The organism is Xanthomonas campestris pv. campestris str. ATCC 33913 (assembly GCF_000007145.1).
In the GTDB taxonomy this organism is placed as follows: Bacteria; Pseudomonadota; Gammaproteobacteria; order Xanthomonadales; family Xanthomonadaceae; genus Xanthomonas; species Xanthomonas campestris.
In genome coordinates, this window is sequence record NC_003902.1 from 2,535,302 (window position 1) to 2,556,886 (window position 21,585).

The 21,585-nt window shown below is 65.0% G+C and carries 19 protein-coding genes and 5 tRNA genes; 12 read left to right on the plus strand and 12 right to left on the minus strand.

From position 1 onward, the window contains the following. Nucleotides 1–28 precede the first annotated feature (28 nt). From XCC_RS11185 to XCC_RS11210, 6 genes are all read left to right on the plus strand, one after another. Nucleotides 29–415, plus strand: coding sequence for a c-type cytochrome (locus tag XCC_RS11185; RefSeq protein ID WP_011037295.1), 387 nt, complete (start codon nucleotides 29–31; stop codon nucleotides 413–415). A gap of 8 nt (nucleotides 416–423) precedes the next feature. Beyond that, nucleotides 424–885 carry a c-type cytochrome gene (locus XCC_RS11190; protein ID WP_043877747.1) on the plus strand — a complete coding sequence of 154 codons (462 nt, stop codon included), beginning with the start codon at nucleotides 424–426 and terminating at the stop codon, nucleotides 883–885. A gap of 86 nt (nucleotides 886–971) precedes the next feature. After that, a tRNA-Ala gene (locus XCC_RS11195) sits at nucleotides 972–1,047 on the plus strand. Nucleotides 1,048–1,094: 47 nt separating this feature from the next. Next, nucleotides 1,095–1,170, plus strand: a tRNA-Glu gene (locus tag XCC_RS11200). 753 nt (nucleotides 1,171–1,923) lie between these two features. Next, nucleotides 1,924–1,999 (plus strand) — tRNA-Ala (locus XCC_RS11205). A 53-nt stretch (nucleotides 2,000–2,052) separates the two neighbouring features. Then, nucleotides 2,053–2,128: transfer RNA gene (locus XCC_RS11210), tRNA-Glu, on the plus strand. 285 nt (nucleotides 2,129–2,413) lie between these two features. Here XCC_RS11210 and XCC_RS22105 read toward each other — a convergent pair. Together XCC_RS22105 and XCC_RS11215 are read right to left on the minus strand one after the other, a co-directional pair. Then, a complete protein-coding gene (locus tag XCC_RS22105) occupies nucleotides 2,414–2,590 on the minus strand; it encodes a hypothetical protein (protein ID WP_011037297.1) in 177 nt (58 codons plus the stop codon). Nucleotides 2,591–2,869: 279 nt separating this feature from the next. Then, nucleotides 2,870–2,956, minus strand: a tRNA-Leu gene (locus tag XCC_RS11215). A gap of 139 nt (nucleotides 2,957–3,095) precedes the next feature. On the opposite strand from XCC_RS11215, the gene XCC_RS11220 reads away from it, so the two are divergent. Continuing rightward, nucleotides 3,096–3,476, plus strand: a complete 381-nt coding sequence (locus XCC_RS11220; protein WP_029216977.1) for a response regulator — start codon at nucleotides 3,096–3,098, stop codon at nucleotides 3,474–3,476. A gap of 95 nt (nucleotides 3,477–3,571) precedes the next feature. Further along, on the plus strand, nucleotides 3,572–6,982 hold the full coding sequence (locus tag XCC_RS11225) for a PAS domain S-box protein (RefSeq protein ID WP_407368644.1): 3,411 nt from the start codon (nucleotides 3,572–3,574) through the stop codon (nucleotides 6,980–6,982). Between the two features lie 36 nt (nucleotides 6,983–7,018). Here XCC_RS11225 and XCC_RS11230 read toward each other — a convergent pair whose 3' ends face one another. Further along, the gene (locus XCC_RS11230; RefSeq protein ID WP_011037300.1) at nucleotides 7,019–9,382 is read right to left on the minus strand and encodes a Tex family protein; all 2,364 of its coding nucleotides are present in this window, start codon (nucleotides 9,380–9,382) and stop codon (nucleotides 7,019–7,021) included. Between the two features lie 104 nt (nucleotides 9,383–9,486). Continuing rightward, entirely contained in the window at nucleotides 9,487–9,714 is a 228-nt protein-coding gene (locus XCC_RS11235; protein ID WP_011037301.1) for a hypothetical protein, read from the minus strand. Nucleotides 9,715–9,906: 192 nt separating this feature from the next. On the opposite strand from XCC_RS11235, the gene XCC_RS11240 reads away from it, so the two are divergent. Then, on the plus strand, nucleotides 9,907–11,118 hold the full coding sequence (locus XCC_RS11240; RefSeq protein ID WP_011037302.1) for an NAD(P)/FAD-dependent oxidoreductase: 1,212 nt from the start codon (nucleotides 9,907–9,909) through the stop codon (nucleotides 11,116–11,118). Here the strand turns inward: XCC_RS11240 and XCC_RS11245 are convergent. The 5 genes from XCC_RS11245 to XCC_RS11265 all read right to left on the minus strand — a co-directional run bounded on the left by XCC_RS11245 (nucleotide 11,076) and on the right by XCC_RS11265 (nucleotide 14,774). After that, nucleotides 11,076–11,591 (minus strand): hypothetical protein, encoded by a 516-nt coding sequence (locus XCC_RS11245; RefSeq protein ID WP_011037303.1) that lies wholly within the window; start codon nucleotides 11,589–11,591, stop codon nucleotides 11,076–11,078. The genes XCC_RS11240 and XCC_RS11245 overlap by 43 nt on opposite strands. Continuing rightward, a complete protein-coding gene (locus XCC_RS11250) occupies nucleotides 11,561–11,761 on the minus strand; it encodes a PspC domain-containing protein (protein ID WP_011037304.1) in 201 nt (66 codons plus the stop codon). The genes XCC_RS11245 and XCC_RS11250 overlap by 31 nt, the downstream gene beginning before the upstream one ends. Before the next feature lie 102 nt (nucleotides 11,762–11,863). Continuing rightward, nucleotides 11,864–12,940, minus strand: coding sequence for a class III poly(R)-hydroxyalkanoic acid synthase subunit PhaC (locus XCC_RS11255; protein WP_011037305.1), 1,077 nt, complete (start codon nucleotides 12,938–12,940; stop codon nucleotides 11,864–11,866). Further along, the gene (gene phaE / locus XCC_RS11260; RefSeq protein WP_011037306.1) at nucleotides 12,937–14,100 is read right to left on the minus strand and encodes a class III poly(R)-hydroxyalkanoic acid synthase subunit PhaE; all 1,164 of its coding nucleotides are present in this window, start codon (nucleotides 14,098–14,100) and stop codon (nucleotides 12,937–12,939) included. Before phaE ends, XCC_RS11255 begins: the two co-directional genes overlap by 4 nt. A gap of 59 nt (nucleotides 14,101–14,159) precedes the next feature. Then, nucleotides 14,160–14,774 carry a CDP-alcohol phosphatidyltransferase family protein gene (locus XCC_RS11265; RefSeq protein WP_014507867.1) on the minus strand — a complete coding sequence of 205 codons (615 nt, stop codon included), beginning with the start codon at nucleotides 14,772–14,774 and terminating at the stop codon, nucleotides 14,160–14,162. Nucleotides 14,775–14,902: 128 nt separating this feature from the next. Between XCC_RS11265 and XCC_RS11270 the strand changes: the two genes are divergently transcribed. Continuing rightward, nucleotides 14,903–15,661, plus strand: a complete 759-nt coding sequence (locus tag XCC_RS11270; RefSeq protein WP_011037308.1) for a 3-hydroxybutyrate dehydrogenase — start codon at nucleotides 14,903–14,905, stop codon at nucleotides 15,659–15,661. A gap of 208 nt (nucleotides 15,662–15,869) precedes the next feature. Here XCC_RS11270 and XCC_RS11275 read toward each other — a convergent pair whose 3' ends face one another. The 3 genes from XCC_RS11275 to ppsR form a co-directional block, all read right to left on the minus strand. Then, nucleotides 15,870–16,358 (minus strand): NUDIX hydrolase, encoded by a 489-nt coding sequence (locus XCC_RS11275; protein ID WP_011037309.1) that lies wholly within the window; start codon nucleotides 16,356–16,358, stop codon nucleotides 15,870–15,872. A gap of 58 nt (nucleotides 16,359–16,416) precedes the next feature. Beyond that, nucleotides 16,417–16,926 (minus strand): DUF1249 domain-containing protein, encoded by a 510-nt coding sequence (locus XCC_RS11280; RefSeq protein ID WP_011037310.1) that lies wholly within the window; start codon nucleotides 16,924–16,926, stop codon nucleotides 16,417–16,419. 205 nt (nucleotides 16,927–17,131) lie between these two features. Next, nucleotides 17,132–17,953 (minus strand): posphoenolpyruvate synthetase regulatory kinase/phosphorylase PpsR, encoded by an 822-nt coding sequence (gene ppsR / locus XCC_RS11285; protein WP_011037311.1) that lies wholly within the window; start codon nucleotides 17,951–17,953, stop codon nucleotides 17,132–17,134. A 142-nt stretch (nucleotides 17,954–18,095) separates the two neighbouring features. Here ppsR and ppsA point away from each other — a divergent pair, with 142 nt between their 5' ends. Both ppsA and XCC_RS11295 read left to right on the plus strand, forming a co-directional pair. After that, nucleotides 18,096–20,474, plus strand: a complete 2,379-nt coding sequence (gene ppsA / locus XCC_RS11290) for a phosphoenolpyruvate synthase (protein WP_011037312.1) — start codon at nucleotides 18,096–18,098, stop codon at nucleotides 20,472–20,474. Next, the gene (locus XCC_RS11295; protein WP_011037313.1) at nucleotides 20,474–21,433 is read left to right on the plus strand and encodes a mechanosensitive ion channel family protein; all 960 of its coding nucleotides are present in this window, start codon (nucleotides 20,474–20,476) and stop codon (nucleotides 21,431–21,433) included. The genes ppsA and XCC_RS11295 overlap by 1 nt, the downstream gene beginning before the upstream one ends. Nucleotides 21,434–21,585 lie beyond the last annotated feature (152 nt).

Here is a 21,585-nt window from a genome sequence, read left to right on the forward strand (position 1 = left end):
CTCATACCAGTCTTCCGGATACGAAACCATGCGCCCGCAGCCGCTCGCCGCTTGTCTCGCTCTGGTCGTCTTCCTGCCGTTTGGGGGCGCATCAGCAACACCATCGGTTCCGACACCGCCTGCGCCTGCAGCCGCGGCGCCGACGCCTGCCACACCCGCGTCCTCGGGCAATGCCGGGAATGGCCGCCAGCTGGCATACACCTGCCAGGGCTGCCACGGCGTGACCGGCTACAAGAACGCCTACCCGAGCTACCGCGTGCCCAAGATCGGCGGCCAGTCCGCGCAGTACCTGACCCAGGCACTGACCGAATACCGCCAGGGCAAGCGCAAACACCCGACCATGCAGGCACAGGCGCAAAGCTTTTCCGAGCAGGACATCGCCGACATCGCCACCTACCTGTCCACCCTCAAATAAGCGCCCACATGCCGAACGCCCTGTACGCTCCGCGTCTAGCCATCGCCTTGGTCGCTGCCCTGTCGTTGGCGGCCTGTTCCCAGTCCCAGGTGGAATCCACCGATCACTCTGCCGGCGATGCCGGTCATGCCAGCGGCGAGCATGGCTCGGGGTCGTCGGCGGGCCTGCCGACCGGCCGCGCCGCAGCCGGCGACAAACTCGCGCATACCAAAGGCAAGGCCACCGGCCAGAGCTGTGTCGATTGCCACGGCGCCGATGGCAATGTGCCGCTGGACCCGACCTATCCCAAACTCGGCGGCCAGTACGGCGACTACCTTGCACATGCATTGCAGGCCTATCGCAGCGGCGATCGCCAGCATCCGTTGATGACCGCCCAAGCCACCGCGCTGAGTGACCAGGACATCGCCGATCTCGCCGCGTACTTTGGCGCGCGCCCGACACAGCTGCGCGATCTGCACGGCGTCAACTGAGCACGGCGCACGCCGCGTCTCATTCGGCATGAAAAAGCGCTTGCGCGAACGTTAACGCATCGCTATCATTTCGTTCTCAGTTTCGTGGGGCCATAGCTCAGCTGGGAGAGCGCCTGCATGGCATGCAGGAGGTCGGCGGTTCGATCCCGCCTGGCTCCACCACGTTCCGGACATAGGCCGTCTGGAATAGACAACCAGGTTTGATACGCGTCCCCATCGTCTAGAGGCCTAGGACACCACCCTTTCACGGTGGACACCGGGGTTCGAATCCCCGTGGGGACGCCAATCATCAAAAAGCCTCGGCATTGCCGGGGCTTTTTTCTTGCGTGCAATTTTTGCCAGATGTGCCAGAGCAGTTTGGTGATGCCTCACTGGCAACGCGCTTTGTGCGATTGCGTGTTGAAGCTCTTCGAAGCTGGCCGGAGTTGCAAGATCGGTCGAAGTGCCTGATTCCGATTGCGTGTGCATGACCTGGCGCTGCGACCACGACGCGCCGAGCCGAGCCGCGCCGCGCCGCGCCGGAGTAAGACTTCACCACGTGCGCATTTGCGTGCGCCCTCGCCTTTCAAGCAGAGCAGACGATATGCACGCTGCTGCACACGTCACCTCGCTTGTCACCGCTGCAGCGACGCAGCGACGAGAACAGCACTTGGACGCAGCGCACGAAATTGCCTTTTTCCGCTTTGCACTAGCGTTCGGGCATGATGTGCACCCTTGTGGCTGCAACCCGCCACGCACTCACTAGCGCGCCAGTAACGACTACAGGTTCCGCGAAACAAAAAACCAGACAGGAAAAGTTTCGAGATCAGCTGCGCATCGCAACACGCTTGGCTAACGCGATGCACAAAGCAGGACACACCTGACGCGTGTTGCCTGCCGACGAGATCAGCGACAAAGGGAAGCGCCGCACCCAGTGCGCGACACGACACAGCGCGTAGGCCGATCAGAACGCTGGCGCGTTACCGCATGAAAAAAATGTATCCGCACCTCTTCCCAACCCGGTTGCAGATCGCTATCATTGCCGGCTCGCAGCATCGTGGGGCCATAGCTCAGCTGGGAGAGCGCCTGCATGGCATGCAGGAGGTCGGCGGTTCGATCCCGCCTGGCTCCACCAACTTTCGGACAATAGGCCGTCCGCAAGCTAACAACGGGGTTGTTCGTTTATGCGTCCCCATCGTCTAGAGGCCTAGGACACCACCCTTTCACGGTGGACACCGGGGTTCGAATCCCCGTGGGGACGCCAACGACAAGAAGCTCCGCACTGCGGGGCTTTTTTGTTGGGTGACGTTGGAGCATTGCGGATGCACTAACCGCGCCTGGCGGCGCGTGGCGCGCACCCGGACTGTGCTCCAGTTTACGAGCTCGCGACTGCACGCACCCCGATTTAAACGTTGGCTGCGCGCCTGCGCCCTGGGCTGTTTAAAACCAGTAGCTCCGCTTCTGCGGCAAACGAATCGACTATCGCAACCAGGCGCCAGGACTCTCGTTCGTGTCGCCGCGCCACTACATTGTGCCGGCCTACATCGCGTCACACCTGCCCGTCATCAAGCGCCTTGCGCCCCTCGTGCGTCAGATCGATATCCGCGTCTTCCGCGTGCGTCGCATAGCCGGCGCGCACCGCCCAGTCGGCCTCTTCTTCGCTCACCGGCGTGGTGGCGTGGATGTCGCGAAGAATGCGCAGCTTCTGTTCTGAGTCGATCGCCATGATGGGCACCTGATCTTGAGAGAGGCCTCAAAGGTACGGACCAGGCGTGATGGCTGCGTGCCTATGCGAACACTCTTGCTCGCCAAACAACTCAGACAGCCAACGTACGACGGCAACTCCGATGTGCGGGCACTGAGCATCCATGGCAATGCATCCCCACATATCGCAGCAGCCCGCCTGCACCCAGCCGCAAAGCGCACCGGTGCACCGGCGCACAGCGGAAACGTAAAAGCCCGCCTGGATGACTCCAGGCGGGCTTTTAGATGTACCGCAAGAACTTGGTGCCGAAGGTGGGACTCGAACCCACACGCTTTTAAGGGCGGCGGATTTTGAGTCCGCTGCGTCTACCGATTCCGCCACTTCGGCGTGGCCGCGCAGTATAGCGAGTTGTCAACGAAACGAACAGTGTCAGGAATTGCCTGACGAATTCATGTGCAAGCAGCGTCAGCAACGCGGCGCTCAGCCTGGGCCGATATACTCACCGGCTACCGTGAAGGAGTAAGCAATGTCGGCGTTGCGTGGAGTTCGGGTACTCGTGGTCGAAAACGATGACATGAATGCCATGCTGCTCGAAATGCAGCTGATCCAGGCGGGTGCGGCCGTGGTCGGGCCGGTGGGTGAGGTCGACGACGCGCTGCAGCTGATCGAGGCCGATGCGCCGGATACTGCCGTGCTGGACTATCGCCTGGGCAACGGCCAGACCAGCGAACCGGTTGCGCGGCGGCTCACCGAACGCGGCATTCCCTTCGTGCTGGCCACCGGCGTGGCCAGTGCCAGCATCCCGCACGGGTTTGAACGCGGGGTCATCCTGACCAAGCCGTACATGTCCGACGAGCTCGTCGATGCCCTGGCCAAGGCGCGCCAGCGCAGCGGTGCCAGCAGCTGACGCATTGTCAGCGGCGACGTTGTCACTAGAATCACTGCATCCAGGGCTGACAGGTGGGATGCATCATGGCCATCGCCGCGCCGGCCATTGTTGAGTTGCTGCCAGAGCATCGCGAAACCACAGCGCTATTGCCGCATGCGGACGAAAGCGCCCTCGCCCTGCTGAGCGAAAGTCCTGCGCTGTCGACAGCGCTTTCGCTTTGCCTGCATGCACAGGTGCCGATGGTGCTGGTGTGTGGCGAGGCCTCGCACTGCCTGTACAACGATGCCTGCATCCCGCTCCTCGGTGCGCTGCATCCGCACGTGTTCGGCCAGCCGCTCGCTACAGTTACCGCCCAACGCCTGGTGCTGGCGGGAGCGACAGACAGACAGCAGCACCCCGAGCCATCGGCATGGTCGTGCAGCCCGGTGCTCGAAAGCGGCAGGCCGTTGGGCCAGCTGTATATCGCCGCCCATCCGCGCGGACAGCCGTCGCAGTGGCACGGCAATACGCTTGCGGCAACAACCCTGGCTCTGCCGTCGCCCACAGACGAACGCAGCCACGACAGCTTTCTATTGCATCTGGAAGATGCCCTGCAGCATGTCTCCGAACCGCGCGCGATCGTGGACACCAGCGTGCGCCTGCTCGGCGAGCATCTGCGGGTCAACCGCTGCGCATTCGGCCTGGCGGCGGAGGACCACAGTGTGATGCACGTGATCAGCGACTACGTGCAGGACATGCCTAGCCTCAAGGGAGATTTTCCGTTGGAAGCCGCGCAGGGGCTGCGCGATGCGCTGCTGGAAAACCGCACCTGGTTCACCACCGACGCGATGGCCCCCGGCGCGCCGGACTACGTAGTCGAGCAATACCGGCATTCCGGCCTGCGCGCGTCGCTGGCGATTCCGTTGCACAAGCATGGCCAACTGGTGGCGGCAATCGGCGTGCATCAACGTGCACCGCGGCAATGGGCCTCGACCGACATCGAACTGGTGCGGCTGGTGGTGGCACGGTGCTGGGAATCGATGCAGCGGGCCAAGGCGCAGCGCCAGTTGGCGGCCAGCGAGGGGCGGCTGCGGCGGCTGGCCGACACGGTGCCGCAGATCATCTTCATCGCCGATCCGGCAGGCCAGCCGGACTATTTCAATCAACGCTGGTACGAATACACCGGCCTGAATCCAGACACGGAGGCCAGCGCCGCGTGGCAGCAGGCACATTCGGCCGCAGGCTTGCGCATGTCCGGCCAGGCGTGGGCGCTGGCGCTCAATGGCGAGCGCGCCTACGAGATCGAATGTGAGCTGCGCCGCCACGATGGGCAGACCCGCTGGCACCTGGCGCGTGCCCTGCCCGTCCGCGACGAACATGGACGCATCAGCGAGTGGATCGGCACCTACACCGATATCCACGACCGCCGCGGGTTCGAGCACAAGCTGCGCGAAAGCGAGGCGCGCTTCCGCGCATTGTGCGAGACGGTGCCGGCGATGATCTGGATGGCGGACGTGGACGGCAACTGCGTCTACTGGAACCCGCAATGGTATGAGTTCACCGGCCAGGGCGAGGAACAGGCCCTGGACCAGGGCTGGTGGAATGCGATGCATCCCGATGATGCGGCGCGTGTGCGACATGCCTTCGAGCAGGCGCTCGATGCACGCGGCGCGTTCATCGCCGAATACCGCATCCGCCGCCACGATGGGCAGTACCGCTGGTGTATCGACACCGCGTCGCCGCACTTCGGCAGCGACGGGCGCTTCCTGGGCCACATCGGTTCGCTGACCGATATTTCCGACCGCAAGCGGATCGAAGATGCCACCGCATCCGACCGCGCGATCCTGAGCCTGATCACGACCGGTGCGCCATTGACGGTGGTGCTCGATGCCATCGCGCTGAGCGTGGAAGCGCGCGGCGAAACACCGCTGTATTGCGCAGTGATGGTGCTGGATGAGGAGCACCAGACCTTGCAGTTTGCGGCGGCCCCGCATCTGCCGCGCGATTACAGCGGCGATTTCGAGAATGCGCCGATCGGGCCCTCTGGCCCGCCGTGCGCGCGCTCGGCCCATAGCGGCCTGCAGGTGATTTGTGAGGACATCGCCAACGATCCGCGCTTTGAAGACCACCGCGCACTCTCGGCAGCGATGGGGATTGCCGCCTGCTGCGTCACGCCGATTCTGGGCAGCAATGGCGCCGTGCTGGGCACGCTCAACATCTATTACGCGCAACCGCATCTGGCCTCGCTGCGCGAACAGGCCATGGCACGCTCGGCCTCCCATCTAGCCGGCATCGTGATCGAGCGCACGCGCGTGGATGCCAAACTCAAGGCCTCGCTGCAGGCTGAAACCGCTGCACGCAATCAGGCCGAACACGCCAGCCGGGTCAAGGATGAATTCCTGGCCACGCTCAGCCACGAACTGCGCACGCCGCTCAATGCGATCCTGGGATGGTCGCGCTTGATGCAGGCCGATGCCTTCGAGCCGGCCAAGCTGGGCAAGGGACTGGTGGTGATCGAGCGCAGTGCGCGCGCGCAAACGCAGATCATCGACGACCTGCTGGATATGAGTGCGATCCTGTCCGGCAAGATCCGCCTGCAGCCCGAACACTTCGACATCGCCGGGCTGGCGCGCAGCACCGTGGAATTGATGCAGCCCACCGCACAGGCGCGCCAGATCCGGCTGGAACTGGATGCGCCGCTGCAAGGCAGCCTGTGGTTCTTCGGCGATGCCGGGCGCCTCCAGCAGGTGCTGACCAACCTGATCAGCAACGCGCTCAAGTTCACCGCACCCGAGGGCGATGTGCGCGTGAGCCTGGAGGTGGAAGAGCAGCGCCTGCGCCTGTGCGTACGCGATACTGGCATCGGCATTGCCGCCGACTTCCTGCCGCATGTGTTCGACCGCTTCCGTCAGGCCGATGCCGGCACCACCCGCCGCGTGGGCGGATTGGGGCTGGGACTGTCGATTTCGCGCCAGCTGATCGATCTGCACGGCGGCAGCCTGGGCGCGTCCAGCGACGGCGAAGGTCATGGCGCAACGTTCACCGTGGTGCTGCCGTTCCAGCACGGCGTCAGCGACCAGCGTCCCGCACCAGAGCCTGCCCACACCGGCCCGCTGCCCACCGCCGCACATGGCCGGCTCGATGGCGTGCGCCTGCTGCTGGTGGACGACGACCAGGACTCACGCGAGGCGGTGATGCATTTCCTGATGCTGGCCGGCGCGCAGGTGCAGGCCGCCGGCTCGGTGGATGCAGCGGAAGCGCACCTGGCCGCGGCGCATTACGACGTGCTGGTGAGCGATATCGCCATGCCGCTGCGCGATGGCTACGACCTGATCCGCAGCGTGCGCTCGGGCCGGCCGGAACTGCCGCGGCACATCCGCGCGATTGCCCTCACCGCCTACGTGCGCGAAGAGGACCGCGACCGCGCCATCGTGGCTGGCTTCGACGCGCACATGGGCAAGCCGGTGGAGCCACCTGGGCTGATCGACCTGATCGAACGCCTGGTGCTGCCCGCCGGTGCGGTACGCACCGACCCATCCGCCTGAACAACGCACCCTGGCGCGGGCCAGGGTGCGTTGTGATCAGCTGCGTTTGGCGCGCGCGAAGGCGTCGGCCAATGCGTTGTTGGCGGGCGGCGCGCTGGTCCGCGGCTTGGCAGTGCCGGCTGCCGGGCCGCGCCCGCCACCACCGCTTCCGTCGCGCCGCCCCTGCCCCGCGCCACGTGTGTCGCGTGACTGCGCGGCCGCGTCGGCCGGTGGCGGCGTATCCGACAACCGCCGGGTCAGCGCGATGCGTTTGCGCGCCACGTCCACTTCCAGCACCTTGACCTTGACGATGTCGCCGGCCTTGACCACGTCGCGCGGGTCCTTGACGAAGGTGTCCGACAGCGCCGAGATGTGGACCAGGCCATCCTGGTGCACGCCGATGTCGACGAACGCGCCAAAGGCCGCGACGTTGCTGACCACACCTTCCAGGATCATGCCGGGCTTGAGGTGCTTGATGTCCTCGATGCCCTCGGCGAACTGCGCCGCCTTGAATTCCGGGCGCGGGTCCCGGCCGGGCTTTTCCATTTCCTTGAGGATGTCGCGCACGGTGGGCACACCGAATTGCTCGTCGGTGAACTGCTCCGGCTTGAGCGCGCGCAGGAAGCTGCCATCGCCCAGCAAGGCCTTGATTGGCTTGCCGGTGCTGCTGACGATGCGCTCCACCACCGGGTAGGCCTCCGGGTGCACCGCCGACACATCCAGCGGCTCATCGCCGTCGGCAATGCGCAGGAAGCCGGCGCATTGTTCGAAGGTCTTGTCGCCCAGGCGCGGGACCTTGAGCAGGTCCTTGCGGCGCTTGAACGGGCCGTTGTCGTCGCGATGCCGCACGATGTTTTCCGCCACCGTACTGGACAGGCCCGATACGCGTGACAGCAAGGCCGCCGAGGCGGTATTGACGTACACGCCCACGGCGTTGACGCAGTCTTCCACGCGCGCGTCCAGCGCCTTGGCCAGGCGATATTGGTCCACGTCGTGCTGGTACTGGCCCACACCGATTGCCTTGGGCTCGATCTTGACCAACTCGGCCAGCGGGTCCTGCAGGCGCCGCGCGATCGACACCGCACCGCGCAGCGAGACATCCAGGTTCGGGAATTCCTTGGCGGCGAATTCAGATGCGGAGTACACCGATGCGCCGGCTTCGCTGACCACGATCTTCTGCAGCTTGGCGCGGTCGCACAAGGCAATTGCCTCGCCGGCAAGCTTGTCGGTCTCGCGGCTGGCAGTACCGTTACCGATCGCGATCAGCTCCACGTTGTGCTGCAGGCACAGCTTCTTGAGCGTCTGCAGCGACTGGTCCCACTGCCGCTTGGGTTCGTGCGGGTAGATCGTCTCGGTGGCTACCAGCTTGCCGGTGGCGTCGACCACGGCGATCTTGCAGCCCGTGCGGATGCCCGGGTCCAGGCCCAGCACCACGCGCGGGCCGGCGGGCGCCGCCAGCATCAGGTCCTTGAGGTTGTCGCCGAACACCGCAATCGCCTCGGCCTCGGCCTTTTCGCGCGCCTGGTTGAACAGGTCCAGCAGCAGGTGCATGTGCAGCTTGGCGCGCCAGGTGAGCCGGCAGGCATCGAGCAACCAGCGGTCGGCCGGGCGGCCTTCGTTGGAAATGCCGGCACTGCGCGCCACGCGGCCTTCGGCGTACTGGTGACCGGCGTCGGCATCGGTGCCCGGGTCCAGATCCAGGTAGAGAAATTCTTCGCGGCGTGCCCGGAACAAGGCCAGCAGGCGATGCGAGGGAATCCTGGCCAGCGATTCGGCGTGGTCGAAGTAGTCGCGGTATTTGGCACCGGCCTCTTCCTTGCCCTCGGCCACACGCGCACGGATCACGCCGTTGTCGTTCAACCAGCTACGCAGTTCGCCGACCAGCGCGGCGTCTTCGCCCCAGCGCTCCATCAGGATCGCGCGGGCGCCTTCCAGTGCGGCCTTGACGTCGGCCACGCCCTTGTCGGCATCCACGTAGATCGCTGCGGTGGTGTCCGGCGCCTGGGTGGGGTCGGCCAGCAAGGTGTCCGCCAGCGGTTCCAGCCCGGCCTCGCGCGCAATCTGCGCACGCGTGCGGCGCTTGGGCTTGTACGGCAGATACAGGTCTTCCAGGCGCGACTTGGTGTCGGCGGCGACGATTTCGCTGCGCAGTTCGTCGCTGAGTTTGCCCTGCTCGCCGATGCTGGACAGGATCGCGGCGCGGCGGTCTTCCAGTTCGCGCAGGTAGGTCAGGCGCGTTTCGAGGTTGCGCAGCTGGGTGTCGTTCAGACCGCCGGTGACTTCCTTGCGGTAGCGCGCGATGAACGGAACGCTGGCGCCTTCATCGAGAAGGGCAATGGCGGCGCGCGCCTGGGCGGGTTGGGCACCGATCTCATCGGCGATGGTGCGGGCGATCTGCTGGGCAAGCTGGGTGTCGTGCATGGCGGCGCGGTTGGAACCGCTTCACTGTCAAAAATGCATTTTCGCAGTGCCGGGGCGCCGCGGAAACCCGTTGACAGGACCACCGTAAACCTATGCCGACGCGCTCAGCGGACGCGGCGTGCGTAATGGGTGGCGGCGCGCTCGACCAGAATGCTTTCGTGCAGCGATTCCAGCGCCATGACGCGGATCTTGCCCACGTCCTTGAGCGGCACCATGCGCTCCACGTACACCTCCGGACCGGCCTCGGTCATGGTGCGCGACTTGCTGAAGCCGTACGGCACCACACCCTTATCGCCATCCTTGCTGCCACCGACGTACAGGACAATCGACATACCCTCACCCTTTTCTGCTGCTGTTGCTGCGCTGACGGCGCGAGCATAGCGAGCACGCCGTGAGGAGCTTTTCCACGCACGTTAACGCCGGCTGTTTGCGATTTGGTGACCGCCCGATGGCGGCTGCACGCGTCACGGCCGCTTCACCCCGCTTGATCGTCCAATCCAGTTCCGCCCGCTCACCGACACCGCATGAACCTCAAAAGTGGTTATCCGTTCTGGTCGATCCGCAACGGATTGATGCGTCCCTATCCGCGCCTGGAGCAGGACACCCACTGCGAGGTGGCAATCATTGGCGGCGGTGTGACCGCGGCATTGATCGCACACGAGCTGCTGCGCCACGGCCATGAGGTGGTGGTGATCGAACAACGTGAGATCGGCTGGGGCAGCACCTCGGCCAGCACTGCGTTGCTGCAATACGAGATCGACACGCCGATGGTGGATCTGGCGGCGCAGTACGGTATGCCTGCCGCCGCGCTGGCCTATGGTGCGTGCGCAAAAGCGATCCTGGATCTGCAGGAGCTTTGCGATGGCCTGGGCGGCTGCGACTTCACGCGCCAGGACAGCCTGTACTACGCCAGCCGTGCGCGGGATCTCAAGGATCTGCAGCGCGAACTGGACGCACGCAAGACACATGCGCTGCCGGTGGAGTGGATCGCCGGTGACGCGCTGTGGCACGACTACGGCGTGCGTTCGGAAGGCGCCATTCTCAGCCGGCTCGCCGCCAGCGTGGACCCCTACCGCCTGTGTTACCGGTTGTTCGCAGAATGCGAGCAGTACGGCGGCCGCATCTACGACCGCAGCCCCATCGCCACCCTCCAGGCGCATGACCAGCATGTCGATCTGCGCACCCAGGACGGGGTCAATGTGCGCGCGCGGCACGTGATCATGGCCGCCGGCTATGGCAACCAGCAGTGGCTGTCGCAGCGGGTCGCACGCAACCGCAGCAGCTATGCCTTCGTCACCGACCCGCTGCACGACACCGATGTGGGCGCGCTCAAGCACACCATGATGTGGGAGACCGCGCGCCCCTACCTCTACGTGCGCACCACCGCCGATGGCCGCGTGGTGGCCGGCGGCGAAGACGACAGCATTGATATTCCCGCGCGCCGCGACGCACGCGTGCTCAGCAAGATGGACACGCTGCTGAAGAAGATCGCCAAGGTGATGCCGGACGTGCGGCTGCGGCCGGTGTTCGCCTGGGGCGGCACGTTTGCCGAAACCGCCGATGGGCTGCCGTTCTTCGGCACGCATTCCGAGCACGGCCCGCGTGTGGCCTTTGCCATGGCATATGGCGGCAATGGCATCACCTACAGCGCGATCGGCGCCGGCCTGCTACGTGCGCAACTGGAAGGCCGCGCTTACCCGTTGTCGGACTTGTTCGGCTTCTCGCGACTGGGCTGAGACCACCACGGCCACCACCCGTGGCCGTGTATTGCGTAGGCATCTGCGGCGCGCTCAAGCGGGTTGCGCACGTGGATGCCGCCGCACAGCAGGTACACCGGAAGAAATAGCGGGCCGAGCAGCATGTATTGATACACGTGCGCGCGCTCGTGATCGCCGAGCCGCACCGCCGGGTGCACGCAGCGACCGGCGGCATGCGCATAAGTGGCGCATTGCAACTCCAACGATGCGCCCTTCAACAAGATGACATTGCCCAACGTCATCGCCCCGCCCGGCCCCCATGGCCAGGCATGGAAGACCACTGCGCGCTCAGTGGCTGACCAGCGCGGCCGCGCGCCAAAACAGGCGCCCAACGTACCGATCGCCAGCCCGATCAGCGTGTTCGGCAACGTCCACAGCGCACCCAGTACCTGCAGCGCGCCCAGCCAGCGCGGGACGCGGCTCAGTCGGCCTGATTCGGGATCAGCAGCCACAGGATCAGGTAGACCAGGATGCCGGGAAATGCAGCCGAAGCGATCGACACGATCACGAACAGGATGCGCAGCAGGGTCGAGCTCCAGCCGAAGCGGCGCGCGATGCCGCCGACGACGCCGGCAATCATGCGGTCGTTGAGGGAACGGGACAGTGCAGTGGTGGTGGACATGAGCAGCCTCCTGGAATGTATCTCACAGTGTAGGCAGGCCAGCTACAGCGGATCGTGACGGCACGCGTGCGTGACGCACGCCCACCCCGTTGCATCACTGCGTCAACCGTTGCCGCCACGCGCCTGCAGCCAGCGATGGATCGCCACGGGCACCTCGCGCTGTGCACGGCCCGAGACGTAGATGCCGATGTGCCCACCGCGAAAGCTCAGCTCGGTGTAGTCCTCGCTGCCCACCAACCCACGCAGGGCGCGCGAGGCATCGGGCGGCACCAGGTGATCGTGCTCGGCATAGATGTTGAGCACCGGCATGTCGACAGCGTGCAGATCCACCGCCTGCCCGCCGATACGCACATCGCCGGTGACCAGGCCGTTGCGCTGGTAGAACTGGGTGACGAATTCGCGGAACGCTTCGCCGGCCAGGTCGGGCGAATCGAAGATCCATTTTTCCATGCGCAGGAAGTCCTCCAGCGCCTGCTTGTCATCGAGGATGTCGAGCAGCCCCACGTATTTTTGCAGGTTGAGCCGGAACGGCTTGAGCATCAGGTAACTGGCATTCATCAGATCCGCAGGCACATTGCCCATGGTGTCGACGAACAGATCCACATCGACCATGCGCGCCCAGTTGGAGAGCATGTTGTCGGGGGTGTGGAAATCCACCGGCGTGACCATGGTGATGAGATTGCGGATCTTGGCGCGCTCCAGCGCGGCATAGCAGAGCGCAAACGTGCCGCCCTGGCAGATGCCGAGCACGTCCACCGCCTCCAGACCCGACGCCGCACGCAGATGGTCCACCGCGCCATCGATGTAGCGCAGTAGATAGTCTTCCAGCGTGAGATAGCGTTCGGAGCGGTCCGGATACCCCCAATCCAGTACGTAGACGTCCTGGCCGTGACCGAGCAGGCCCTTGACCAGCGAACGATCGGCCTGCAGGTCCACCATGTACGGCCGGTTGACCAGCGCATAGACGATCAGCAACGGCGTACGCGCCACCGGCGCGGCATCGCCGACGAACCGGTACAGCACCACCTTGCCGTCGCGCCAGACTTCCTGCCGTTCGGTGACGCCGTAATCCACGTCCTCCACGCCGGGCAGCAGCTTGAGCCCTTCGCGCAGCTTGCGCTGCATCGACAAGGTCTCCTGCATCAGGTCCTCGGCACTGAATCCCAACGGGCCCTTCATGGCTTGCCTCCGCTCGGTGCGCGCGCCGGCGACTTGGAAGTCTTGGTCGCCTTCTTTGCAGCCGGTCGCGTGTTGGATGCTTTCGGTCTGGATGTCTCTGGCGCAGCTGCTGTCTGGCGCGTGGCGCGCTTGGCTGGCGCGGCCTCAGGCGGGGTTGTTGGCTGGGCAGCCGCACGTGGCGGTGCGCTGGCAGCGGCGACTGGCGCCGGGCCCGCATCAGGCTTGGGCGCGGACGCCGCAGCCGGCTTGGCTTGCGCGCCACGCAGCATGCGACGCACCGCCCGCTCCAGCTCGGCAATACGCCGATGCGCGGCATCCATCTCGGAACGGGTCGGCATGCCGAAGCGCTCGCTCACCTGTTCCACTTCCTGTTGCAGGGCCGCGCGCAGCCGCATGTGCGCGTTGGCAAAGCCGCCGTAGACCTCGCGGAACTGATCCGACAACGCCACGTCCGCATACGATTCTTCAGCCGCTTCGATCCACAGATCGAACAAGGCGCGCGCGCTGGTCAGCTGGCTGCCACTGGTTTCGTGTTCGCTCAACTTGCGTTCGAAGCGCGCAAACGCCTGGTCGATCGCTGCCTTGAGCTGCTCGGCATAGGCCTGCGACTGCGCCTGGTAATCCTGCTGCGCGCGGGCCAAGGTCTGCCAGCGTGATTGATGATTGCGATTGAGGCCGAAGGCCGGCATCTCCAGCCAGGCGGCATTGTCTTCGCGCCAGCGCTGCAACGCCTGCGCGGCTTCTTGCAACCACGGATCGAAGCCGCCCTTGCTGCCGCCATGCAGCGAGCCCAGCGTCCATTGCATCAATTGCTCGCCCTGCCCTTGCACGGCGTGCCGCCAGGCGTCGGAGACCGCGCTGGCAGAGGTATCGCGACCGGCGAACTGCGCGGCCACCTGCTGCATGGTGCCGTACCAGTCCCCGGCCTGGGTACGGAAGCGGTTGATCGCCTCCTGCGCCTGCGGGGCGGCCTGCGTGGGCAACACCTGCGACCACCAGTCGACCGCCTTGCGCCAGTCCTGCGGCGTCTCGCCAGCCGGGCCCGGCGGCGGTTGCGCGGCGGAAGCGGACTGGCCGTGGCGCATGGCATCTCCCCAGGCGCTCCAGTATTGGCGCGCCTTGTCTTCGAAGTTGCCGTTGTCCGAACCGCTGGTTGTCATCGTCCACTCCCGTGGCTGGTCTACCCAGCCATCCTACCGCGTGTGTTCCGCCGCACCGGTCAGGGCTTGGGGATGCGCAGCGTCTTGCTGATCATCAGCGAGCCGGACACCGCGAACAGCAGCACCAGCGGGTGGAATTGCCAGGGCCCGAGCTGCCACTGCCCCCACCACAACGTCTGGCCGATATGCCCGGTGCTGGCCGCCACCGCCAGCAGGATCACCAGCACCAGGCTGGTGGGGATCGGTGTGCCTTCGAAATACGGCACCTTGTCGGCCTCGCCGGCGATCTCTTCGGCGGTCACGTTGTAGCGCGCCAGCCGGCTCACGCCGCAGCAGACGAAATAACTGAGCACCAGCCAGTCCCAGCCGCCGCGCATGCCGCAGGCATAGCCAAGCGCGGCTGGCGCCACGCCGAACGAAATCACGTCGGCCAACGAATCCAGCTCGCGGCCCAGCGTCGAGGACGCCTTGCGCCAGCGCGCCACGTGACCGTCCAGCGCATCGAAGACGAAGGCCAGCGGAATCAGCGCCATGCCCAGCAACAGGTCGCCGCGGTGGCCTTCCTGCAGAAACCGCATGGCCGCAAACACCGCCCCGGTGCCGCAAAAGGCGTTTGCCAGCGTGAACCAGTCTGCGAGTTGAAAGTCGCGCAGCATCGAAAAATGGCGTTTCATGCGGAACCTGAGGGCATCGAGGCGCAAAGGGTAACGCGCGCGCGACGCGCAGGCGACCGTTTCAACGTGCTCGGCTACCCTGGCGGCCACTGGCACCGTTTCAGTGCCGCATTCCACGAGGACACCCGATGCGCAGCATCCTGATCACCGGTGCCGGCAGCGGCATCGGCGCCGGCCTGGCCACCGTTCTTGCCGCCGACGGCCACCACCTGCTGGTGAGCGACGCCGACCTGGCCGCGGCCGAGCAGACCACCCAGCAGGTGCGTGCGGCCGGCGGATCGGCCGAGGCCCTGGTACTGGACGTCACCGACGAGCACAGCATTGCCCAGGCACTGGCGGCCGCCGCGCGCGCGCCCGAGGTGTTGGTCAACAACGCCGGCCTGCAGCACGTTGCGCCGCTGGAGGAGTTCCCGATGCAGCGCTGGGCGCTGCTGGTGGACGTGATGCTGACCGGTGCCGCACGTCTCAGCCGCGCGGTGCTGCCGGGCATGCGTGCGGGCGGCTACGGGCGCATCGTCAACATCGGCAGCATCCATTCGCTGGTGGCCAGCCCTTACAAGAGCGCCTACGTGGCTGCCAAGCATGGGCTGATCGGGCTGTCCAAGGTGCTCGCGCTGGAAACCGCCGACTGCGACATCACCGCCAACACGCTGTGCCCCAGCTATGTGCGCACGCCGCTGGTGGAGCGGCAGATCGCCGACCAGGCACGCACGCGCGGCATTGCCGAAGACGCGGTGATCCGCGAGGTGATGCTCAAGCCGATGCCCAAAGGCGCCTTCATCGAGTACGACGAACTGGCCGGCACCGTGGCCTTCCTGATGTCGCACGCGGCGCGTAATCTCACCGGCCAGGCCATCGCCATCGACGGTGGCTGGACCGCGCAATGAAGCGGTGGCGAAATTTTCACCAGGGCTCTTGACAGCCAGATGGGGCAAGGCCTGCACACGGTTGTCCACAGACTTGCGCAACTTCCATCCACAGGGGGTGTGGAGAAGTTGGCAAAGCCGGTGCGGTGGGCTTCACAGTTCGGCCGTCAGTGATGGCTAAGCCCAGTCACCGAGATTGCATGCTTGCGCCGCAGACCGCGCGCAACCCTCACACGCGCGAATACGACCACGACTGCATGCGCCCGTCCCGGTACGGCATCACGCCATGGAACGGACGCGGGTCGCCATCGAACACCAGCGGCAGGAAGTTGCGGTCGCCCTCCCACATCGGCACCTGGTCCATCTGCGCAATGGGGACCCATTCCAGGGTGCCTTCGGGGTTGGAGGTTTGCGGCGTGCCGTCGAAGCTGTGGATCAGGAACACGAATCCCAGCCAGTCCTCGCCCTGCTTGCCGAAGCCCGGCCAGCTGATGGTGCCGCGCAGCTGCATCTGGCCGCATTCCACGCCGGCTTCCTCGCGGATTTCGCGGCGCATGCAGGCCAACACATCTTCATCGGCTTCCAGTTTGCCGCCGAGCCCGTTGTACTTGCCCAGGTGATGATCCCCGGGGCGGGCGTTGCGATGGATCATCAGTACCTGGGTGCCATCCGGCGACAGCAGGTAGCCGAGCGTGGCGACAATCGGGGTATGCGGCATGGCGAACGATCAGACACGAAGCACATCAGTATGACCGAAGCTGCGCGCCGCGCAGCGATCAGCTGACAGCGGGCTGCGCATTGGCGCGCGGCGGCGCGACGTAGTCGGTGTCCAAGCGCAGCGTGGCGACGCCATGGCCGCGCTCGGCCAGATAATCCAGCCACTTGCCCAGGAACGTATTCATGCGCATGCGGTGGCTGATGAGCTCGGCAGGCGGCGGGAACATGCCCATGGTGTCCTGCCAGCGGCGGCCGACGTAGCAATGCGTGGTTTCGGCCTGGCGCGCATCCCGATACAAGCGCACGTATGCGGACGGGTCCGGCTCGCCGGTGACCGGGTCACACAGGTCGTAGGTCAGCCGCAGTTCCACCGTGTAGCGGTGGCATTCGATGACGTCCAGCCGCAGGTCCAGGCCGTCGCCGATCGAGGACACATACGAACCCGGAGCGAGGTCGGCCGGCGCGAACAGCCGGGTGAGGTGCTGGAAGTTTTCCGCATACAGCCCCATCAGCCAGCCGAACCGGCTCAACTTGGGGATGCGTTCGAGCTTACTCAGTGCTTGCGCCATGCATCGATCCTACACGCTGGGCTGCCGCACGGGCAGCATTGACGGCGGCCGAAGGCCGGGCCACTCTTGGCGGAGCACTGCCCCGCCCGCTTCAATACGTCACCGGGTGCCGACCGGCCATACCGCGCCGCATTGCTGCAGTAAGCAGACAGTGGCGGCCTGCCCGCTTCAGCAATCCCGACTCCCGCCGCACCAATCCCCGCTCCTAGAACATCTCGCGCTGCAAGCCGAGCGTGGACAGCACCTTGCTGGAGATTTCCTCGATCGAGGTGTTGGTGGTGCTGAGGGTTGGAATCCGTTCCATCTGGAACATGCGCTCGGCCGTGGCCACCTCGCGGCGGCACGTCTCCGCTGCGCTGTAGCGCGAATTGGCACGCCGCTCCTGGCGAATCTGTTGCAAACGCTCCGGGTCAATGGTCAGCCCAAACAACTTGCTGCGGTAGTTGCGTAGCCGGGGCGGCAAGCGTTCGCTTTCGAGGTCTTCTTCGGTCAACGGATAGTTGGCGGCGCGAATGCCGTAATGCAAGGCCAGGTAGATGCAGGTGGGCGTCTTGCCTGCGCGCGACACCGCCACCAGGATCACATCGGCTTCGTCGTAATTGAGCGCGATGCCATCGTCATGGCTGAGTGCGAAGTTCATCGCATTGATGCGGCGGTGATAGGTCTCGAAGTCGACCATGCCGTGCGCGCGACCCACGCGCGAATGACGCGGCGCGTTGAGCTCACGCTCCAGCGGTTCGATAAAGGGAGCAAACACATCCAGCATCAATGCGCCGCTCTCGGCCAGGATCATGCTCAACTGTGGATCCACGCACGAATTCACCACCACCGGCCGCACCTGGTAACGCTCGCCTGCCGCGCGCGCACGCAGTGCTGCATCGCGCGCTTTGTCTGCATCATCGATGAACGACATACGGTCGGTGACAAAGTTGAACCCGCTGAACTGCGTGAGCAGGCTATGCCCAATCGTTTCAGCGGTGATACCGGTTCCATCGGACACGTAAAACACCGGCCGGATTGTTGACATCGACTCCACCTCTTTGAACTAGTGTCCAAAACTTACGGGTTCATGCTTGTGCAGGCTCCGCTGTGCACTGCATCATAGCGGCTTCTTCCTACGGTCGCGGCCATTCAGCCCGCTCGGGCGATGGCCATACGGAGCATCGCGCTTGAACGAGAATATCCTGTGGTTGCATGAGCTACGCCTGGTCGATCTGGCCCGCGTAGGCGGTAAAAATTCCTCGCTCGGCGAGATGATCGGCAACCTGGCCGGGTTGGGCGTTTCGGTTCCCGGTGGATATGCGACCACTGCCGAAGCATTCAAGGACTTCATCGCGCACAACGATCTGTCAAAGCGCATTTTCGACAAGCTGGAGACGCTGGACGTTGAAGACGTCACCGCGCTCACGGTCGCCGGCAAGGAGATCCGCGGCTGGGTGATCGACGCCCCGCTGCAGCCGGAGCTGGACCGCGACATCCGCAGCGCCTACGAAAAACTCTGCGCCGAGAACGGCGGCGGCGAAGTGGCCGTGGCTGTGCGTTCGTCGGCAACCGCCGAAGACCTGCCCGATGCCTCGTTCGCCGGCCAGCAGGAAACCTTCCTCAATGTGACCGGCGCCGACGACGTGGTGCACAAGGTCAAGGAAGTATTCGCCAGCCTCTACAACGACCGCGCGATTGCCTACCGCGTGCACCACGGCTTCAAGCACGAAGATGTGTTCCTGTCGGCCGGCGTGCAGTTGATGGTGCGCTCCGGCGTGGGTTCGTCCGGCGTGTTGTTCACCCTGGACACCGAGTCCGGCTTCCGCGACGTGGTGTTCGTCACCTCCAGCTTCGGCCTGGGCGAAATGGTCGTGCAAGGCGCGGTCAATCCGGACGAGTTCTACGTCTACAAGCCCACGCTCACTGCGGGCAAGCCGGCAATCCTGCGCCGCTCGCTCGGCAGCAAGGCAATCCGCATGGTGTATTCGGATGTGCCCGGTGAACGCGTGCGCATCGAAGACACGCCGGTGGAGTTGCGCAACACTTTCTCGATCAGCGACGAAGATGTGCAGGAGCTCTCCAAGCAGGCGCTGGTGATCGAAAAGCATTACGGCCGCCCGATGGATATCGAGTGGGCCAAGGACGGCGTGAGCGGCAAGCTGTTCATCGTGCAGGCGCGCCCGGAGACGGTGAAGTCGCGCAGCCATGCCACCCAGATCGAGCGTTTCTCGCTGGAAGCCAAGGACGCCAAGATCCTGGTCGAAGGCCGTGCGGTTGGCGCCAAGATCGGCAGCGGCGTGGCACGCGTGGTGCGCTCGCTGGAAGACATGAATCGCGTGCAGGCCGGCGACGTGCTGATTGCCGACATGACCGACCCCGATTGGGAGCCGGTGATGAAGCGTGCCTCGGCCATCGTCACCAACCGCGGTGGCCGCACCTGCCACGCGGCGATCATCGCGCGCGAACTGGGCGTGCCGGCGGTGGTGGGTTCGGGCAATGCGACCGACGTCATCAGCGACGGCCAGGAAGTCACCGTGAGCTGCGCCGAGGGCGACACCGGCTTCATCTATGAAGGCTTGCTGCCGTTCGAGCGCACCACCACCGACCTGGGCAACATGCCGCCTGCCCCGCTCAAGATCATGATGAACGTGGCCAACCCGGAGCGCGCATTCGACTTCGGCCAGCTGCCCAACGCCGGTATCGGCTTGGCGCGTCTGGAGATGATCATCGCCGCGCACATCGGCATCCATCCCAACGCACTGCTGGAATACGACAAGCAGGACGCCGACGTCCGCAAGAAGATCGACGCCAAGATTGCCGGCTACGGCGACCCGGTGAGCTTCTACATCAACCGCCTGGCCGAAGGCATCGCGACCCTGACCGCGTCGGTGGCGCCGAACACGGTGATCGTGCGGTTGTCGGACTTCAAGTCCAACGAATACGCCAACCTGATCGGTGGCTCGCGTTACGAGCCGCACGAAGAGAACCCGATGATCGGCTTCCGCGGCGCCAGCCGTTATGTCGATCCGTCCTTCACCAAGGCGTTCTCGCTGGAGTGCAAGGCGGTGTTGAAGGTGCGCAACGAGATGGGCCTGGACAACCTCTGGGTCATGATTCCGTTCGTGCGCACGCTGGAGGAAGGCCGCAAGGTGATCGAGGTGTTGGAGCAGAACGGGCTCAAACAAGGCGAGAACGGGCTGAAGATCATCATGATGTGCGAGCTGCCGTCCAATGCGCTGCTGGCCGATGAGTTCCTGGAGATCTTCGACGGCTTCTCGATCGGCTCCAACGACCTGACCCAGCTCACCCTGGGCCTGGACCGCGATTCCTCGATCGTGGCGCACCTGTTCGACGAGCGGAACCCGGCGGTGAAAAAGCTGCTGTCGATGGCGATCAAGTCGGCGCGGGCCAAGGGCAAGTACGTGGGCATCTGCGGCCAGGGGCCGTCGGATCACCCGGAACTGGCCGAGTGGTTGATGCAGGAAGGCATCGAGTCGGTGTCGCTGAATCCTGACACCGTGGTCGATACCTGGCTGCGCCTGGCCAAGCTCAAGAGCGAGGGCTGATGGGAATGGTGGGTGGAGTGTTGGCGGCGGCTGCGGGAGCGGCCGCCGCAAAACCGGCGGCAGCGAAGTCGCCGGCCTTTGACTGGAGCAACCTCAATTGGGCGGAGTACGCGCTCAATTGCGGGTTGGCACTGCTCATCCTCGTGGTGGGCATGTGGCTGGCCAAGCAACTCAGCCAGTGGCTGCACCGCGCACTGACGCGGGCACGGGTCGAAATCACGTTGGCCAACTTCCTGCGCAACGTGTCGTATGCGTTGTTGCTGGTGCTGGTGTTCGTGAGCGCACTGAGCAAGATCGGCGTGCCGCCGACGTCGCTGATTGCGGTGCTCGGCGCGGCCGGTCTGGCAGTGGGTCTGGCGTTGAAGGACTCGCTGTCCAACATCGCTGCGGGCGTCATGCTGATCGTGCTGCGGCCGATGCGCGATGGCGACCACGTGGTGATTGCCGGCCAGGAAGGCATTGTCGATGAGATCCGGATCTTCCAGACCCGGATCAAGGCGTTCGACGAACGCATGATCACGCTACCCAACAGCACGATCACGACCGCACCCATCATCAATTACAGCACCCTGCCGACCCGCCGCCTGGAGGTCACCGTGGGCGTCGGCTACGGCGACGATTTGAAGAAGGCGCAGCAACTGCTGCTGCAGATTGCCAAGGACAACCCGAACGTCCTGGACACACCGGCGCCGTTCGTCCAGGTCACCAACCTGGGCGAGAGCACGGTGGATCTGATGCTGTTTGCTTACGCCAGCAACGGCAATTTCGGCGCGGCCAAGAGCACCACGCTGGAGCAGATCCGCGACCAGCTGCTGGAAAACGGACTGAGCATCCCCTACCCGCAGCGCGACCTGCACGTGTATCACCACGATGCCGATGGCAAGCCGATCGCCGAGCTGCTGCGCAAGGGCGTCACCGACGATGGCGATCTGACCAAGGGGCCGCCGCTGGCCCGTTGAGCCTACATTGGCACGCGTTGTAGTGAGTCAAACAAAAGGGCCGCATTGATGATGCGGCCCTTTTTGTTACTGCGGGTGTCCGGTCAATAGGTGCGCGGTACAGCGATACGCTAGCCGCACGAATGCCGGAGCCTCGCAGCCGTGTTGCCAGT